The 15109-nt window shown below is 67.8% G+C and carries 16 protein-coding genes; 7 read left to right on the forward strand and 9 right to left on the reverse strand.

Features of this window, described 5'->3' with window-relative positions:
• Nucleotides 1–82: 82 nt before the first annotated feature.
• Nucleotides 83–1009: a hypothetical protein gene (locus tag AC1DSC_RS06280; protein WP_244883322.1), complete on the reverse strand. Its 927-nt coding sequence runs from the start codon at nt 1007–1009 to the stop codon at nt 83–85.
• Nucleotides 1010–1090: 81 nt separating this feature from the next.
• Here AC1DSC_RS06280 and AC1DSC_RS06285 point away from each other — a divergent pair, with 81 nt between their 5' ends.
• On the forward strand, nt 1091–1507 hold the full coding sequence (locus AC1DSC_RS06285) for a DUF1294 domain-containing protein (protein ID WP_244883323.1): 417 nt from the start codon (nt 1091–1093) through the stop codon (nt 1505–1507).
• A 5-nt stretch (nt 1508–1512) separates the two neighbouring features.
• On the opposite strand, the gene AC1DSC_RS06290 is transcribed toward AC1DSC_RS06285, so the two are convergent.
• A complete protein-coding gene (locus AC1DSC_RS06290; RefSeq protein ID WP_436311109.1) occupies nt 1513–3906 on the reverse strand; it encodes a YgiQ family radical SAM protein in 2394 nt (797 codons plus the stop codon).
• Nucleotides 3907–4057: 151 nt separating this feature from the next.
• On the opposite strand from AC1DSC_RS06290, the gene AC1DSC_RS06295 reads away from it, so the two are divergent.
• Nucleotides 4058–5020, forward strand: a complete 963-nt coding sequence (locus tag AC1DSC_RS06295; RefSeq protein WP_062361565.1) for a bifunctional helix-turn-helix transcriptional regulator/GNAT family N-acetyltransferase — start codon at nt 4058–4060, stop codon at nt 5018–5020.
• Here the strand turns inward: AC1DSC_RS06295 and AC1DSC_RS06300 are convergent.
• The 6 genes from AC1DSC_RS06300 to AC1DSC_RS06325 all read right to left on the reverse strand — a co-directional run bounded on the left by AC1DSC_RS06300 (nt 5007) and on the right by AC1DSC_RS06325 (nt 10742).
• Nucleotides 5007–6515: a tripartite tricarboxylate transporter permease gene (locus tag AC1DSC_RS06300; RefSeq protein WP_062361576.1), complete on the reverse strand. Its 1509-nt coding sequence runs from the start codon at nt 6513–6515 to the stop codon at nt 5007–5009. The genes AC1DSC_RS06295 and AC1DSC_RS06300 overlap by 14 nt on opposite strands.
• Nucleotides 6516–6531: 16 nt before the next feature.
• Nucleotides 6532–7005, reverse strand: a complete 474-nt coding sequence (locus AC1DSC_RS06305; RefSeq protein ID WP_018902767.1) for a tripartite tricarboxylate transporter TctB family protein — start codon at nt 7003–7005, stop codon at nt 6532–6534.
• Between the two features lie 43 nt (nt 7006–7048).
• On the reverse strand, nt 7049–8056 hold the full coding sequence (locus tag AC1DSC_RS06310) for a tripartite tricarboxylate transporter substrate binding protein (RefSeq protein ID WP_062361577.1): 1008 nt from the start codon (nt 8054–8056) through the stop codon (nt 7049–7051).
• Between the two features lie 125 nt (nt 8057–8181).
• Complete coding sequence (locus AC1DSC_RS06315; protein WP_012747339.1) at nt 8182–8964, reverse strand: 3-hydroxybutyrate dehydrogenase; 783 nt, start codon at nt 8962–8964, stop codon at nt 8182–8184.
• A gap of 57 nt (nt 8965–9021) precedes the next feature.
• Nucleotides 9022–10233: a patatin-like phospholipase family protein gene (locus AC1DSC_RS06320; RefSeq protein WP_369664429.1), complete on the reverse strand. Its 1212-nt coding sequence runs from the start codon at nt 10231–10233 to the stop codon at nt 9022–9024.
• A gap of 59 nt (nt 10234–10292) precedes the next feature.
• Complete coding sequence (locus AC1DSC_RS06325; protein ID WP_436035817.1) at nt 10293–10742, reverse strand: CHRD domain-containing protein; 450 nt, start codon at nt 10740–10742, stop codon at nt 10293–10295.
• A 116-nt stretch (nt 10743–10858) separates the two neighbouring features.
• Between AC1DSC_RS06325 and AC1DSC_RS06330 the strand changes: the two genes are divergently transcribed.
• Nucleotides 10859–11410: a DUF924 family protein gene (locus tag AC1DSC_RS06330; RefSeq protein WP_012747336.1), complete on the forward strand. Its 552-nt coding sequence runs from the start codon at nt 10859–10861 to the stop codon at nt 11408–11410.
• Between the two features lie 12 nt (nt 11411–11422).
• On the opposite strand, the gene AC1DSC_RS06335 is transcribed toward AC1DSC_RS06330, so the two are convergent.
• Entirely contained in the window at nt 11423–12334 is a 912-nt protein-coding gene (locus AC1DSC_RS06335; RefSeq protein ID WP_012747335.1) for a YihY/virulence factor BrkB family protein, read from the reverse strand.
• An 88-nt stretch (nt 12335–12422) separates the two neighbouring features.
• On the opposite strand from AC1DSC_RS06335, the gene AC1DSC_RS06340 reads away from it, so the two are divergent.
• Genes AC1DSC_RS06340 through AC1DSC_RS06355 form a run of 4 tightly spaced genes read left to right on the forward strand, consistent with a single transcriptional unit; the run spans nt 12423 to nt 15104 of the window.
• The gene (locus AC1DSC_RS06340) at nt 12423–13013 is read left to right on the forward strand and encodes a chromate transporter (RefSeq protein WP_436298378.1); all 591 of its coding nucleotides are present in this window, start codon (nt 12423–12425) and stop codon (nt 13011–13013) included.
• Nucleotides 13010–13618: a chromate transporter gene (locus tag AC1DSC_RS06345; RefSeq protein ID WP_018902773.1), complete on the forward strand. Its 609-nt coding sequence runs from the start codon at nt 13010–13012 to the stop codon at nt 13616–13618. The genes AC1DSC_RS06340 and AC1DSC_RS06345 overlap by 4 nt, the downstream gene beginning before the upstream one ends.
• Before the next feature lie 30 nt (nt 13619–13648).
• Nucleotides 13649–14617 (forward strand): aldo/keto reductase, encoded by a 969-nt coding sequence (locus AC1DSC_RS06350; protein ID WP_018902774.1) that lies wholly within the window; start codon nt 13649–13651, stop codon nt 14615–14617.
• Between the two features lie 10 nt (nt 14618–14627).
• Nucleotides 14628–15104 carry a DUF3237 domain-containing protein gene (locus AC1DSC_RS06355; RefSeq protein ID WP_012747331.1) on the forward strand — a complete coding sequence of 159 codons (477 nt, stop codon included), beginning with the start codon at nt 14628–14630 and terminating at the stop codon, nt 15102–15104.
• Nucleotides 15105–15109 lie beyond the last annotated feature (5 nt).

The raw sequence follows: 15109 nt of genomic DNA on the forward strand, positions 1-15109 counted from the left end.
TGTGCAACAGGCACAGGCCCCGGCGATTAGCGCCGCGGCGTGTGACAAGCCAGTGAAAGCAGGAAGCCGGGGATGCGCGTGCTCAGCGGCCGGCGCCGTCGCGCTGCCGGTCCTCGCGCTTGATCGCGAGATAGGTGTCCAGGTCGACCTCGTGCAGCTGCCGCGGATACTGCTCGGCCGCGGCGAACCAGGAACGTTCCCGCCGCTCGGCCGGCGCTCCGGCTCCCGAAGAGAGATAGGTGTCGAGCGTGAGGAAGTAGCGCATCGCATTGCGCTCCACCAGCCCGCGCGTGCCGCGGATGTAGTCGGGCTGCCCGTCGGCCTCCTTGCCCACCACCGTGAAGCCCACCTTGTTGCGGCCGAAGGTGGCCAGGTACGCCTCGGTGGCCATGCGAACCATCATGTTGTGGTCGTAGCTGTAGCCGAAATGCAGGAAGCTCTTCTGCCCGTCGAGTGCCACCGCCTCGAGCATGACGCGGTAGTTGCTGGTTCCGAGCGGCCCGTTGGCCGCATTCATCTCGACCGACAGGTACTCCGGCGTCGCGCTGGCCACGCGATAGGCAAAGGGCAGCTGGAACGCCTGTTCGACCGGCTTGTCGTAGCGCCGCACCACGAACAGCGTCAGCATCTCGCCGCCTTGCGGCGACGTGCCGGTGCGGCAGCGGCGGTTGTTGACGTGCAGCATGAGCAGCTCGCACCAGCGGGCGGACTCCTTGAGCGCGGCGCTGATCTCCGGCAGCGGGTGGTCCACCACCGCGTAGATGTCGCCCTGCAGCCCGTTCGGCGTCTCCATCGAGTCCAGCTGGATGGGCCGCCCGAAGCCGTTCTGCGCGAGCTTCGCACCCGTGCGCTGGTGCGTGGCGCGCAGTGCCTGCGCCGCGGCCGAGGCCGAGGCCGGTGCGGGCGAGGTGTCGGGCGACGCCGCCGGGGCATGCGCGGAAAACGCGAGCAGGACGGCGCACGCCTGTGCGCGCAACCATGGAGCCGGCAAATGGAACGGACTGCTCATGGACCACACCATACACAAGAGACGGCCGCCGCCCCGGCAAGGGAGAATCGCGGCCATGTGTCCTCCTTCTTCCCGCACGCCATGAAGCGCCAAGGGCGGCGCCGCGAGCCGGTGGCCTCGTCTTCCTTGTCGTCGATGCTGCCCATCGCAGTGCTGCTCCTCGGCTATGCGGGGCTGCTCGGGTATGGGGTGTGGACCACGCGCCTGCCGCCCATTGCGCTGGGCGTGCTGTTGTTGATCAGCCTGCTGGCCTTCGCCGTCTACGGCTTCGACAAGAGCGCCGCGCAGGCCGGCCGCTGGCGCACGGCGGAAAGCACGCTGCACCTGCTGTCGCTGGCGGGGGGATGGCCGGGCGCGTGGTGCGCGCAGCGGCTCTTTCGCCACAAGTCGCGCAAGGCGAGCTTCATGGCGGTGTACTGGGCCACCGTGCTGCTGAATATGGCCGCCGTAGCGGCCTGGGTCGGCAAGTTGCTGCCCGCGAGCCTGCTCGCGGGCTGAACAACTCAGCGCGGCTTGCGGATGCTGCCGCGCACCGGGCCGGCCGAGGCCTTGCGCGGCGCCGGCGCCGAACCGTTGTCGCGCGGCGGCAGGCCCGTGTGCTGCGTGAGGATGCGGCCCTTCGAGGGCTTCACCGGCGCCAGCCTGACCGGCGCCGACGCCTTGGCCGCCACCGGCGCGGAGGTCGAGTTCTTGCGCCGCGCGCTCGTGTAGCCGCCATCGGTCAGCGGCTGCCACGTCGGGATCAGGTGGTGCTTGCCGTTGCCGATCAGGTCGGCGCGGCCCATGCTCTTCAAGGCCTCGCGCAGCAGCGGCCAGTTGTTGGCGTCGTGGTAGCGCAGGAAGGCCTTGTGCAGGCGGCGGCGCTTGTCGCCGCGCACGATGTCCACCGTCTCGCTCTCGCGCGTGATCTTGCGCAGCGGGTTCTTGTTGGTGTGGTACATCGTGGTGGCCGTGGCCATCGGGCTCGGGTAGAAGGTCTGCACCTGGTCGGCGCGGAAACCGTTCTTCTTGAGCCAGATCGCGAGGTTCATCATGTCCTCGTCGCTGGTGCCCGGATGCGCGGCAATGAAGTACGGAATGAGGTACTGCTTCTTGCCCGCCTCGGCCGAGAACTTCTCGAACATCTGCTTGAACTTGTCGTAGCTGCCGATGCCGGGCTTCATCATCTTGGTGAGCGGGCCCTGCTCGGTGTGCTCGGGCGCGATCTTCAGGTAGCCGCCGACATGGTGCTGCACCAGTTCCTTCACGTACTCGGGCGACTGCACGGCCAGGTCGTAGCGCAGGCCGGAGCCGATGAGGATCTTCTTGATGCCCTTGAGCGCACGCGCGCGGCGGTAGATCTTGATGAGCGGATCGTGGTTGGTGCCCAGGTTCGGACAGATGCCCGGGTACACGCAGCTGGGCTTGCGGCAGGCCGACTCGATCTCGGGGCTCTTGCATCCCAGGCGGTACATGTTGGCCGTGGGCCCGCCGAGGTCGGAGATGGTGCCGGTGAAGCCGCTCACGCTGTCGCGGATGGCCTCGACTTCCTTGATGATCGATTCTTCCGAGCGGCTCTGGATGATGCGGCCCTCGTGCTCGGTGATCGAGCAGAAGGTGCAGCCGCCGAAGCAGCCGCGCATGATGTTCACGCTGAAGCGGATCATTTCCCACGCGGGAATCTTGGTGGCGCCGTCGTGGCTGCCGTTCTCGTCGGCGTAGCGCGGGTGCGGGCTGCGCGCATACGGCAGGTCGAACACGTGGTCCATCTCGGCCGTGGTGAGCGGAATGGGCGGGGGGTTGATCCACACGTCGCGCGCGGTGGCGCCCTCGCCGTGCGCCTGCACCAGCGCGCGGGCGTTGCCGGGGTTGGTCTCCAGGTGCAGCACGCGGTTGGCGTGGGCGTAGAGCACCGGGTCGGCGCGAACCTGCTCGTACGACGGCAGGCGGATCACGCTGCGGTCGCGCGGCGGCACCTTGATCCTTGCGCGCGGCGCAAGCGCAGGGTTCGGCACGAAGGTCAGCGGCTTGATGGCCGGGTTCACCGCGGCGCCTGCCTCCGCGGCCTGCGCCACGGCCTGGGCCTCTTCTTCCTTGGCGCAGGTGGCGCCGTTGGCCTTGGCCTGCTCGGACACCATCAGGTAGGGATTGACGTGGGCTTCGACGCGGCCGGGTTCGTCCACGCTGGTGGAGTTGATCTCGAACCAGTCCGCGGGCGTGTCGCGCCGCACGAAGGCGGTGCCGCGCACGTCGGTGATCTCGTGCACCGGCTCGCGGGCCGCCAGCCGGTGCGCGATCTCGACGATGGCGCGCTCGGCGTTGCCGTACAAGAGCAGGTCGCACTTCGAGTCGACCACGATCGAGCGGCGGACCTTGTCCTGCCAGTAGTCGTAGTGGGCGATGCGGCGCAGCGACCCTTCGATGCCGCCGAGGATGATCGGCACGTCGTTCCAGGCTTCCTTGCAGCGCTGCGAATACACGATGGCCGCGCGGTCGGGCCGCGCACCGCCGACGTCGCCGGGCGTGTAGGCGTCGTCGCTGCGGATCTTGCGGTCCGCCGTGTAGCGGTTGATCATCGAATCCATGTTGCCGGCGGTCACGCCGAAGAACAGGTTCGGCTTGCCCAGTGCCTTGAAGGGCTCGGCGCTCTGCCAGTCGGGCTGGGCGATGATGCCCACGCGGAAGCCCTGCGCCTCGAGCATGCGGCCGATCACTGCCATGCCGAAGCTCGGGTGGTCGACGTAGGCGTCGCCCGTCACCACGATGATGTCGCAGTTGTCCCAGCCGAGCGCGTCCATCTCCTTGCGCGTGGTCGGCAGGAATTTGGCCGTGCCGAAACGGGCCGCCCAGTACTTGCGGTAGCTGGTCAGCGGCTTGGCGGCACGCGCAAAAAAGGAGACGTCGACGGGGGCGTTCATCAGTGGGGAAGTTGGCCGCGGCGGCTTGGCGGGCACGGCGCGGCAGTGGGCAACCCGCGATTTTAGGGTTTTCCACCACTTCTGTCGCGTTAGCGGCTGTTGACGCGCCTGCGGCAAGGCTTTTAAATGGTTGCCTCAGTCAACCATCAATATGACAACAGCAACCATTCAGGACAATTCGCCCCTGCCCGACGCCGCCGCGGTCAAGGCGATCCGGCGCTTCAACCGCTTCTACACGAGCCGCATCGGCGTGCTCGATCCCTACCTTGGCAGCGACATGTCGCTGACCGATGTCAGGGTGCTGTACGAGCTGGCCCACCGGGAAACGCCCGTGGCGAGCGAGATCGGCCGCGACCTGCGGCTCGACGCCGGCTACATGAGCCGCATCCTGCGCCGCTTCGAAGCGGCCGGCTGGCTCACGCGCGCGCCGCACCCGCGCGACGCGCGCCAAAGCGTGCTGCGCCTCACCGAAGCCGGCCACGCCGCATTTGCGCCGCTGCAACAGAAATCGCGTGACGAGGCGGCCGCCCTGCTTGCGCCGCTGCCTGCGCACGGGCGCCAGCAGGTGATCGATGCCATGGCGCGCATCGAGCGGGTGCTCGATCCCGCTGCGGCCCCTGCGGGGCGCACGCGCACCATCGTGCTGCGCGACCCGCTGCCCGGCGACATGGGCTGGGTGGTGCAGCAGCACGGCGAGCTCTATGCGCGCGAGTACGGCTGGAACAGCGAGTTCGAGGCCCTGGTGGCCGACATCGTGGCGCAGTTCGTGCGCAAGTTCCAGCCCGCATGGGAGAAGTGCTGGATCGCCGAGCTCGACGGCGAACGCGTGGGTGCGATCTTCGTCGTGCGCAAGTCGGCCACCACGGCCCAGCTGCGGCTGCTGCTGCTCTCGCCATCCGCACGCGGCCTGGGCCTGGGCGCGCGCCTGACCGACGAATGCATCGCCTTCGCGCGCGCCAAGGGCTATCGCAAGATGGTGCTCTGGACCAACAGCTGCCTGGCGGCCGCGCGCGCCATCTACGCCAAGCGGGGCTTCAAGCTCGACAAGGCCGAGCCCTACGAAGGCTTCGGTCAGCAGCTCGTGGGCGAGACCTGGTCGCTCAAGCTGCAGTAGACGAAGCGGTGCGCCGCCCCCTCAGCCACAGCTTTTTCAGCAGGGGCGCGAGCCACACCAGCAGCACCACCGCCGCCAGCGATGCGGCAATCGGCCGCGACACGAAGCCGGCCAGGTTGCCGTCCGACTTGATCATCGAGGTGATGAAGTTCTCTTCGAGCATGCCGCCGAGCACCACGCCCAGGATCGCCGGCGCAATGGGAAAGCCGTTCTCCTCGAGCAGGTAGGCCACCATGCCCGCCACGAGCATCACGCCCACGTCGAACAGCGAGTTGTTGATGGCGAACGCGCCCACGATGCAGAACAGCAGGATCAGCGGCATCAGCACGTTGCGCGGCACCCGCAGGATGCGCTTGGCCACCTTGATGCACAGGATGCCCAGCGGAACCATGATGATGTTGGCGATGATGAACAGCATGAACACCGCATAGATGTTCTGCGGATTGGTGGTGAACAGCGTCGGCCCCGGATTGAGGTTCTTCATGTAGAGCACGCCGATCACGATGGCCGTGATCGAGTCGCCCGGGATGCCGAACACCAGCGCCGGAATCCACGCGCCGGCCAGTGCGCTGTTGTTGGCCGAACCCGATTCGACAATGCCTTCGACATGGCCCGTGCCGAACTTCTCGGGCTCCTTGGAGAACTTCTTGCTCATGGCGTACGACATCCATGCCGCAATGTCGGCACCCGCACCCGGCAGCGCACCCACCGCCGTGCCCAGCAGGCTGCCGCGCAGTATCTGCACCGGATACTTCTTGGCCAGCGCCCACTGGCCCGAGAGCACGCTGCCCACTTTCTCGACCACCACCTCGCCCGGCGGCAGCGTGTCGACCGCGAAGCGGATCACCTCCGAGATGGCGAACATGCCGATCATCATCGGGATCATGCCGATGCCGCCGGTCATCTCGGCATTGCCGAAGGTGAAGCGCGGAAAGCCCGCCGGATTGCCGAGCCCCACACAGGCCACCAGCAGGCCGAGCAGCAGCGTGATCATGCCCTTGAGCGGCCGGTCGGAGGTGATGAACACCGCGCATGTCAGGCCCAGCAGCACGAGCCAGAAGTACTCGAAGGAACTGAAGTTGAGCGCGAAGTCGGCCAGCGCGGGCGCCGCCACGATCAGCACCACCGTACCGAAAAGACCGCCCACGGCCGAGAACACCAGCCCCGCGCCCAATGCCGTCTCGGCCATGCCCTTGCGCGTCATCGCGAAGGCTTCGTCGGTGTAGGCGGCGGACGCGGGCGTGCCCGGAATGCGCAGCAGGCAGCCCGGGATGTCGCCCGAGAAGATGGCCATGGCGGTGGCAGTCACCATGGCCGCAATGGCCGGGATCGGCTGCATGAAGAAGGTGACTGGCACCAGCAGCGCCACCGCCATGGTGGCCGACAGCCCCGGCACCGCGCCGACGAACAGGCCATAGAGCGAGGCCAGCACCATCACGAGGATGGTGTAGGGCTCGAAGACCATCGAGAAAGCCTGCAAGAGTGCTGCGGACATGGATGGATGTTTCCGGTTACCAGGCGATGGGCATCAGGACGCCCCAGGGGAGCGGAACCCGCAGCAGCTTGTAGAACGCGGCATGGATCAGCAGCGCGGCAACCAGCGCGATCAGCAGCGCACGGCCCGGCGGCACGCGCATGGCGAGCATCAGTGCCAGCAGCGAGATCGCTGCAGTCGGCAGGAAGCCGAGCCGCTCGGAGGCGAACATGTAGAACAGCACCGCGCCGATGACCAGCGCGGCGGACAGCACGTGACGCGGCGAAGCGGCCCAGTCGCCAAGCCGCACCCAGGCCGCGGCATGGCGTTCGCGCCATCCCTTGGCCAGCAGCATCGCGCCGCAGACGCACAGCCCCGCGGCAATCAGCCCCGGAAACAGCGCAGGCCCCACCTGCTGGCCCGGTATGCCCGGATAGCCCTGCACCACGGCAAGCACCACGATGCCGAGCGCCAGCAGGATCGCGCCGAAGATCGCGTCGTTGAATTTCATCGCGCCGCACCTCCGCCCGGCGGGCGCGCGCGCCGTCCGGCGCTCACTTGACGATACCCACGGCCTTCATCGTGGCGCCGAGTTCGGCGTCGGACTTGGCCATGTAGGCAGCGAAGTCGTCGGGGCCCGCATAGATCACCCCAAAGCCGCGCGAGGCCATGAAATCGGTGTACTCCTTGCTTGCCACCACTTTCTTGAGCGCGCCCGCCAGCTTGTCGCGCACGTCGGCCGGCAGGCCCTTGGGCGCGACGATGCCGCGCCAGGCCGCCATCGACCAGTCGCTGCCGATGGCCGCCTTGAGCGTGGGCACGTTGGGATAGAGGGCCGAGGGCTTGTCGCTCATGATCGCAAGGCTCTTGACCTTGCCCGCATCGATCAGCGAACGCGCCTCGGGCAGCGAGACCGGCGCGATGTCGACACCGCCCGCAACCACGTCCTGCAGGCCCGGCGCCGCGCCATTGCTCGGCACCCACGGCACGGCCGCGGGATCGATCTTCTGGTCGCGCAAGAGGCCCGCGATGGCCAGGTGCCAGATGCCGCCCTGTCCCGTGCCGGAAGCCTTGAGCTTGCCGGGACTGGCCTTGATGGCCGCCAGCAACTCGGCCACGTTCTTGTAGGGCGCGTCGGCCCGCACCTGGATGCCGGCCGGGTCGAGATTGGCAAGGCCGATCGGCGTGTACGAGGCACTGGTCAGCGGCGTCAGCCCCTGCCAATGCATCATGCCGATCTCGACCGTGGCCATGCCGATGGTGTAGCCGTCGGGCGGTGCGGCGGCAATGGCCGCATGGCCCACCACGCCGTTGCCGCCGGTGCGGTTCACCACCGTCATCGGCTGGCCGAGTTCCTTTTCGAGCAGGCTCGCGATGATGCGCGCCGTGGCATCGGTGCCGCCGCCCGCACCCCATGGAACGATCAGCGTGACGGGCCGGCTGGGATACGCCTGGGCCGCCGCAGGCGCTGCCGCGGCGAACATGGCAAGCCCTGCTGCCACACCTGCCGCATGGGCCACGAAGGAGCGGCGCGAAAAAAAGCCGGCGGAACGAACACGCATGGTTTTTGTCTCCTGGCGAAAGTCATTGGTATGACGATTGAACGGCAAACCGGTTTTTCTCACAGTTCGCTCGCCGGAGACATTAGGGTGAACCATCGTGCGCCGTGCGCGGCGCGGCGACGTCGCTACTGCATGAACCAGCCGTGGCTCACCACCAGCGACTGGCCGGTCAGCGCATTGGTCGGGAAGGCCGCGAACAGCAGCGCCACGCGCGCCACATCGTCGGTGGTGGTGAATTCGCCATCGACCGTTTCCTTCAGCATCACGTTCTTGACGACCTGCTCCTCGGTGATGCCGAGCGTCTTCGCCTGCTCGGGAATCTGCTTCTCGACCAGCGGCGTGCGCACGAAGCCCGGGCAGATCACGTTGGCGCGCACGCCGTGCTTCGCGCCTTCCTTCGCCACCGTCTTGGCCAGGCCGATGAGCCCGTGCTTGGCGGTCACGTAGGGCGCCTTCAGCAGCGAAGCTTCCTTGGAGTGCACCGATCCCATGTAGATCACGCTGCCGCCGCGGCCCTGCGCATACATGTGCTTGAGGCAGGCCTTGGTGGTGAGGAATGCGCCGTCGAGATGGATCGCGAGCATCTTCTTCCAGTCGGCAAAGCTGAATTCCTCGACCGGATGAACGATCTGCACGCCCGCGTTGCTGACCAGGATGTCGATGCCGCCGAAGGCCTTGGCGGCCTCCTCGACCGAGGCATCGACCTGCTCTTCGCTGGTCACGTCCACCGCCACGCCCAGGGCCTGCGCGCCCGTTGCCTGGAGCTCGGCCGCGGTGGCCTCGGCGGCCTGCTTGTTGAGGTCGGCAATGACGACCTTGGCCCCCTCGCGCGCGAACAGGATGGCAATCTCCTTGCCGATGCCGCTGGCCGAGCCGGTGATGTAGGCGACCTTGTCCTTGAGTTGCATGGTGAATGTCCTTGAGGTTGGAAAGAAGAAAAAACGGGTTGCAAGAATCGGGCGCCTTCAGCGCGAGAGCCCGGGACGCTTGACGCGCTCCACGCCGGGCTCGCCGAGGTCGAAGGTGGTCACGCCGTTCACGGTGGCGTCGCTGCGCAGCGTCTCGGGATGCGCCAGCGTGCGCCGCATGTCGCGCGCGCCGGCCTCCCAATGCTCTTCGACGGCGGCGCGCGAGAACTCGTAGTCCTTCGATTCGACCTCGTAGGGCTTGTCGCGGTAGATCAGGTGGAAGATGTCGATCGGGTGGTGCGTGAGCTCGGCCTGCACCGCCAGCACCGAGGGGTCATTGCGAAGGCGCGCCGGCAGCTTGGAGATCAGGTCGGCAATGGCCTGCTGCAGGTTCAGGTTGGCGGCCAGCGCATCGGTGTTCATGCGGGTGCGGCTCGAATAGGTGATGTCCTTCTGCCGCTCCATCACGCCCGACAGCGTGCGCGGCATCTCGCCGCGTGCATTGAAAAGGTCGACCTGCAGCACCACCAGCGGCTCGGAGCGCGGATGGATGTCGAGCACGTACTGCAGCGGCGTGTTCGAGACGATGCCGCCGTCCCAGTAGTCGTCGCCGTCGATGCTGACCGGCGCAAAGCCCGGCGGCAGCGCGCCGCTGGCCATGATGTGCTCGGGGCCGATGCGCTGGCGCGTATTGTCGAAGTACACCGAGTTGCCGGTGCGCACGTCGACCGCGCCCACGCTGAAGCGCGCCTCGCAGGCGTTGATGCGGTCGAAGTCGACCAGGCGCTCGAGCGTGGCCTTCAGCGGCGCGGTGTCGTAGTAGCTCAGGAGCGGCGCCGCGGCGCCCATCAGCAGCGCGGGCGAATAGCGCGGCTCGAAGAAGCCCGGAATGCCCACCAGCATCGCCATGCTGGCGCTCCACTGGTTCTGCGTGGCGCGGTCGCCCAGCCATGACGGCAGGCGCTGCGCCGGCCCGGAAGACACGAGGTGCCAGAACTCGCGCAGCCGGTCGACGCGCTTCTCGGGCGCGTTGCCCGCGATCAGCGCCGCATTGATGGCGCCAATGGAGACGCCGGCAATCCAGTGCGGCTGCAGGTCGGTCTCGCTGAGCGCGGCATACACGCCGGCCTGGTAGGCGCCGAGCGCGCCGCCGCCCTGCAGCACCAGCGCCTTGCGCGCGGCGCGCATGTCTTCGCGGCGCTCCTCGAAGGTGTTGTTGAGGGTTTTTTGGCTTGCGGCACGTGGCTTCCTGGTCGTCTTCGTCGTCATATGGTGTCATTTGACACCAGCGCGAAGACCGCAAGCTGACCGCGCGCCGCTTGGCCCCCTCACATCTTGGGCAGCATCTGGCCCCGGATTTCACCGCCCGGGTTGGCGGCGGTGTGGACGTTGGCATACCACTTGCCGGCGATCAGGTCGGCCGCCTGCGCCGGCGTGAGCGTGGCCTGGCCCTCGATCGGGCTGGCCGCGTTGGCAAAGGGCAGCACCACGCCGGCATTGGCACCCGCGGCCGCCGGGCCATGGAAGTGCGCCGCGGTGGCCGGGCCGCTCAGGCCGCTGTAGGTGATCTTGTACTTGAGGACGTTGGTGTCCTTGTTGAGCCAGGCCTCCGCCAGGCCGCTGCCGCGCGTCATGTTCGGCGGCACTTCGCTGGCGGCGTTCATCGCGCCGCTGAAGCTCGCGGTGTTCGACCTGGACATCATTCCGCAACCGGCCAGCGCGGCACTGGCCACGCCGGCGATGAGGGTTGCGCGCAAAAGGCTGCCATATCGGGTCATGAGCTTTATCTCCTGAGTTATGAAAACCGCTACAGCATAGGCAGGCCTTGCCATTTGCCTTGTCGGCCACCACCGCGACTTTGGCGGCCGGGCGCAGGCTGAAAGAGAATGCGGCCATGAACCCTGCCGAGCTCCCCACCGCCCGAGACATCGTCGGCTTCTGGCGCCAAGCCGGGCCCGAACGATGGTTTGCCAAGAACGAAGCCTTCGACGCGCAGTTCCGCGAACGCTTCCTTGCCGCCCACGAAGCGGCCGCGCGCGGCGAGCTCGACCATTGGGCGCAGGGCGCCGAGGGCGCCCTGGCACTGCTGGTGCTGCTCGACCAGTTTCCGCGCAACACCTGGCGCGGAAACGCGCGCATGCTGGCCACCGATGCCAAGGCGCTGGCCATCGCCCGCCAGGCGATCGAAGCGGGCCTCGACCTGAAGACCGACGAGGAGTTGCGGCGCTTTTTCTACCTGCCCTTCATGCATTCCGAGTCGCTGGACGACCAGCAGCGCTCGGTCGAGCTCAACGCCGCGCTCGATGCCAACACCCAGCGCTTCGCGGTGCTGCACCGCGACATCATTGCGCGCTTCGGCCGCTTTCCGCACCGCAACAAGCTGCTCGGGCGCACCAGCAGCGCGGAGGAGCAGCGCTTCCTCGACGAGGGCGGCTTCGCGGGATAGCCAGGGCCTGCCCTAGCGCTGCGGCAGCGGGTCCGAGCGCGTCGGCGAAGGATTCGCGTCGGCGCTGCGCCCCATGTTCTTGAGCGAGCCATAGGTCTTGGCATAGACCCAGGTGAACTCGGCCCCGAGCAGGAAGATCTGCGCCGAGTAGTACACCCACACCAGCACCACCACCAGCGAACCTGCCGCACCGTAGCCCGAGGCCACGCTGCTCTTGCCGATGTACAGGCCGATCAGGTGCTTGCCGATGGTGAACAGCAGCGCCGTGACCGCCGCGCCCACCCACACGTCGCGCCACTGCACCCTGACGCGCGGCATGATCTTGTAGATCATCGCGAAGATCACCGTCACCATCGCAAAGCTGAAGACGAAATTCACCGCCTGCGCCAGCGTGGCCCAGCCGCCGAACACCGGCGCCCACCACTTGCTGAGCGCCGCCAGCGCCGCACTGGCCACCAGCGACACCATCAGCAGGAAGCCGATGGCCATGATCATGCTGAACGACAGCAGCCGCACGCGCAGCAGGTTGAACAGGCCCTTGCTCTTGGTGCGCGCCGGCGCCCGCCAGATGCGGTCGAGCGCGTCCTGCAGTTCGCCGAAGACGGTGGTCGCGCCGACCACCAGCAGGCCCAGGCCGACCACCGTGGCCACGATGCCTTCGGCCGGCTTGTTGACCGCCTGCAGCATGCCCTGCACCGCGGCCGCGCCCTGCGCGCCCATGAGGCCGGAAAGCTGCGCGAAGATCTCGCCGCGCGCGGCCTCCTGGCCGAACACGAGGCCGGCCACCGAGATCACGATCAGCAGCAGCGGCGCGATCGAGAACACCGTGTAGTAGGCCAGCGCGGCACCCATGCTCGGAGCGTAGTCGTTGGACCAGGAGGCCACGGCCTGCTTGCAGAGATCGAAGAGCGCGCGGATTTGCATGGCGGTGGAGTCTCCCTTTGAGTGATGCAGGGGCATGTCAGCCCGATGCCCGGCATGTTGCAGGCCTGGCTACGATAATCGCATCCACATGCATCCGTCTCCTCCAGGCGCGGCGGCGCCGCCCGCCCATCCGCAACCGAAGTCGCCACGCGACCTTTTTGTTTCATTCACCTGGCTTGCGCTGCAGGGCTTCGGTGGCGTGCTGGCCATCGTCCAGCGCGAGATGGTGGAGAAAAAACGCTGGCTCACGCCCGAGCAGTTCCTGGAAGACTGGGCCGTGGCCCAGGTAATGCCGGGGCCGAACGTGATCAACCTCGCACTGATGATCGGCGACCGCTACTTCGGCCTGCGCGGCGCCATTGCCGCGGTGGCCGGCATGCTCGCGATACCGCTCGTGGTCATCCTCGTGCTGGCCGTGCTCTATGCCCACTACGCCGCCAACCCGCAGGTGGCCGCCGCGCTGCGCGGCATGGGCGCGGTGTCGGGCGGGCTGATCGCCGCCACCGGCATCAAGCTGATTCCGCAGCTGCGCAAGCACCCGCTGGGCTTTGCCACCTGCCTGGCTTTCGTGGCGCTGGTGTTCGGCGCGATTGCGCTGTTCAAGATGCCGCTCGGCTGGGTGCTGCTGGCCGTGGGCGGCGTGGCCTGTGCGTGGACCTGGCGCAGGATCGCCGCATGAGCCAGCTGACCATCGCCATGCAATGGCACGACTGGCTGGCGCTCTTCGGCCAGTACCTGCTGCTGTCGCTGCTGTCGATCAGCGGCGCCATCACTACGGTTCCGGACATGCACCGCTACCTCGTTGCGCAGCACGGCTGGCTCAGCGATGCGCAGTTCAGCTCCTCGGTGGCCATCGCCCAGGCAGCGCCCGGGCCGAACGTGCTCTTCGTCGCGCTGATGGGCTGGAACGTCGGGCTCAATGCGGGCGGCGGCATCGGCGCGGGGCCGGGTGCCTGGCTGCTGGGCCTGTTCGGGCTCATGGTCACCATGCTGGGCATCATGCTGCCCAGCACCACCCTCACCTACCTGGCCACGCGCTGGGGCCACCGCAACCGCGACCGGCGCGGCGTGCGCGCCTTCAAGCAGGGCATGGCGCCGGTGGTGGTGGGCCTGCTGATCGCCACCGGCTGGGTGCTGGCGGCGGGTAACCATGCCGGCGACGCGCCTGCATGGCATCTGTGGCTGCTGACCGCAGTGGCCGCGCTTATCGTCTGGCGCACGCGCGTCCACCTGCTCTGGCTGCTGGGCGCGGGTGCGCTGCTCGGTGCCGTGGGCTTCGTCTGATCCTCGTTCTCTTCCTCAGGAAACAAACTCATGTCGCAACTCCGCTCGCTCGGCCGCTCCGGCCTCCTGGTTTCACCGCTGGCCTTCGGCGGCAACGTGTTCGGCTGGACGGCGGACGAGGCCACCTCGTTCCGCCTGCTCGATGCCTGGGTGGACGCGGGGTTCAACTTCATCGACACCGCCGACGTCTATTCGGCCTGGGTGCCGGGCCACAGCGGCGGCGAGTCCGAGACCATCATCGGCAAGTGGCTCAAGCAAAGCGGCAAGCGCAACCGCGTGGTGCTGGCCACCAAGGTCGGCAAGCCGATGGGCGAAGGCAAGTCGGGCCTCTCGCCGGCCTACATCCGCGAAGCGGTGGAAGCCTCGCTCAAGCGCCTGCAGACCGACTTCATCGACCTGTACCAGTCGCACGACGACGATGCCGCCACCCCGCTCGAAGATTCGCTGCAGGCCTTCGACGAACTCATCAAGGCCGGCAAGGTGCGCGCGATCGGCGCCTCCAACTACAGCGCGCCCCGGCTGGCCGAGGCGCTCGACGTCTCGGAGCGGCTGGGCATTGCGCGCTACGAGAGCCTGCAGCCGCTGTACAACCTCTACGACCGCGCGGTGTTCGAGGACGAGCTGGAGCCGCTGTGCCTGAAGCGCGAAGTGGGCGTGATCAACTTCTATGCGCTGGCGGCCGGTTTCCTGACCGGCAAGTACCGCACCGAGGCCGACGCCGCCAAGAGCGCGCGCGGCGCCACCACCATCAAGAAGTACCTGAACCCGCGGGGCCTGCGCATTCTCGAGGCGCTCGACAAGGTGGCCCAGCAGTACAACGCCAAGCCGGGCCAGGTGGCCATTGCCTGGCAGATCGCGCGCCCTTCGGTCACGGCGCCGATCGCCAGCGCCACCTCCATCGCGCAACTGGAGGAACTGGTGGTCGCCACCCAGCTGAAGCTCGATGCCGGCACCATCCAGATGCTGGACCGGGCCAGCGCCGAAACCCCCGAGGCCTGAGGCGGGCCCCATGAGCGGCTTCGACGCCATCGCCACGCCCCTGCTCGAGCACTTCGCCGACCTGCGCGTCGAAGTGGGCGTGCCGCAGGTGCTGGGCAGCAGCGCGCGCGGCCTGCGCCGCGTGGTGCCGATCACGGGCGGGGAAGCATCGGGCCACGGCTGGCGCGCCCGGGTGCTGCCGGGCGGCAGCGACTTTCAATTGATCGTGAGCGACACGCTCTCCGAACTGGACGCGCGCTACGGGCTGGAAACCGATGCGGGCGACCTGGTCTACGTGCAGAACCACGCCATTCGCGCGGCCGCGCCAGAGGTCATGGCCATGCTGCTGCGCGGCGAGCCGGTCGATCCGGCGCAGGTCTACTTCCGCTGCAGTCCGCGCTTCGAGACGGCCTCTGCTTCTCTGAAATGGATCAACGAGCGCATGTTCGTCGGGGCGGGCCTCAGGCACCCGGCCGAAGTCGTGATGCGCTTCTTCGCGCTCATGTAGTTCGC

The organism is Variovorax sp. 01N425, assembly GCF_056399465.1.

Bases quoted from the DNA above. Each gene is read 5' to 3' on its own strand.
- AC1DSC_RS06290 (WP_436311109.1), bottom strand. From the start codon at position 3,906: ATGAACGCCCCCGTCGACGTCTCCTTTTTTGCGCGTGCCGCCAAGCCG.
- AC1DSC_RS06310 (WP_062361577.1), bottom strand. From the start codon at position 8,056: ATGCGTGTTCGTTCCGCCGGCTTTTTTTCGCGCCGCTCCTTCGTGGCC.
- AC1DSC_RS06325 (WP_436035817.1), bottom strand. From the start codon at position 10,742: ATGACCCGATATGGCAGCCTTTTGCGCGCAACCCTCATCGCCGGCGTG.
- AC1DSC_RS06350 (WP_018902774.1), top strand. From the start codon at position 13,649: ATGTCGCAACTCCGCTCGCTCGGCCGCTCCGGCCTCCTGGTTTCACCG.
- AC1DSC_RS06305 (WP_018902767.1), bottom strand. From the start codon at position 7,005: ATGAAATTCAACGACGCGATCTTCGGCGCGATCCTGCTGGCGCTCGGC.
- AC1DSC_RS06345 (WP_018902773.1), top strand. From the start codon at position 13,010: ATGAGCCAGCTGACCATCGCCATGCAATGGCACGACTGGCTGGCGCTC.
- AC1DSC_RS06320 (WP_369664429.1), bottom strand. From the start codon at position 10,233: ATGACGACGAAGACGACCAGGAAGCCACGTGCCGCAAGCCAAAAAACC.
- AC1DSC_RS06355 (WP_012747331.1), top strand. From the start codon at position 14,628: ATGAGCGGCTTCGACGCCATCGCCACGCCCCTGCTCGAGCACTTCGCC.
- AC1DSC_RS06330 (WP_012747336.1), top strand. From the start codon at position 10,859: ATGAACCCTGCCGAGCTCCCCACCGCCCGAGACATCGTCGGCTTCTGG.
- AC1DSC_RS06335 (WP_012747335.1), bottom strand. From the start codon at position 12,334: ATGCAAATCCGCGCGCTCTTCGATCTCTGCAAGCAGGCCGTGGCCTCC.
- AC1DSC_RS06285 (WP_244883323.1), top strand. From the start codon at position 1,091: ATGAAGCGCCAAGGGCGGCGCCGCGAGCCGGTGGCCTCGTCTTCCTTG.
- AC1DSC_RS06315 (WP_012747339.1), bottom strand. From the start codon at position 8,964: ATGCAACTCAAGGACAAGGTCGCCTACATCACCGGCTCGGCCAGCGGC.
- AC1DSC_RS06340 (WP_436298378.1), top strand. From the start codon at position 12,423: ATGCATCCGTCTCCTCCAGGCGCGGCGGCGCCGCCCGCCCATCCGCAA.
- AC1DSC_RS06280 (WP_244883322.1), bottom strand. From the start codon at position 1,009: ATGAGCAGTCCGTTCCATTTGCCGGCTCCATGGTTGCGCGCACAGGCG.
- AC1DSC_RS06300 (WP_062361576.1), bottom strand. From the start codon at position 6,515: ATGTCCGCAGCACTCTTGCAGGCTTTCTCGATGGTCTTCGAGCCCTAC.
- AC1DSC_RS06295 (WP_062361565.1), top strand. From the start codon at position 4,058: ATGACAACAGCAACCATTCAGGACAATTCGCCCCTGCCCGACGCCGCC.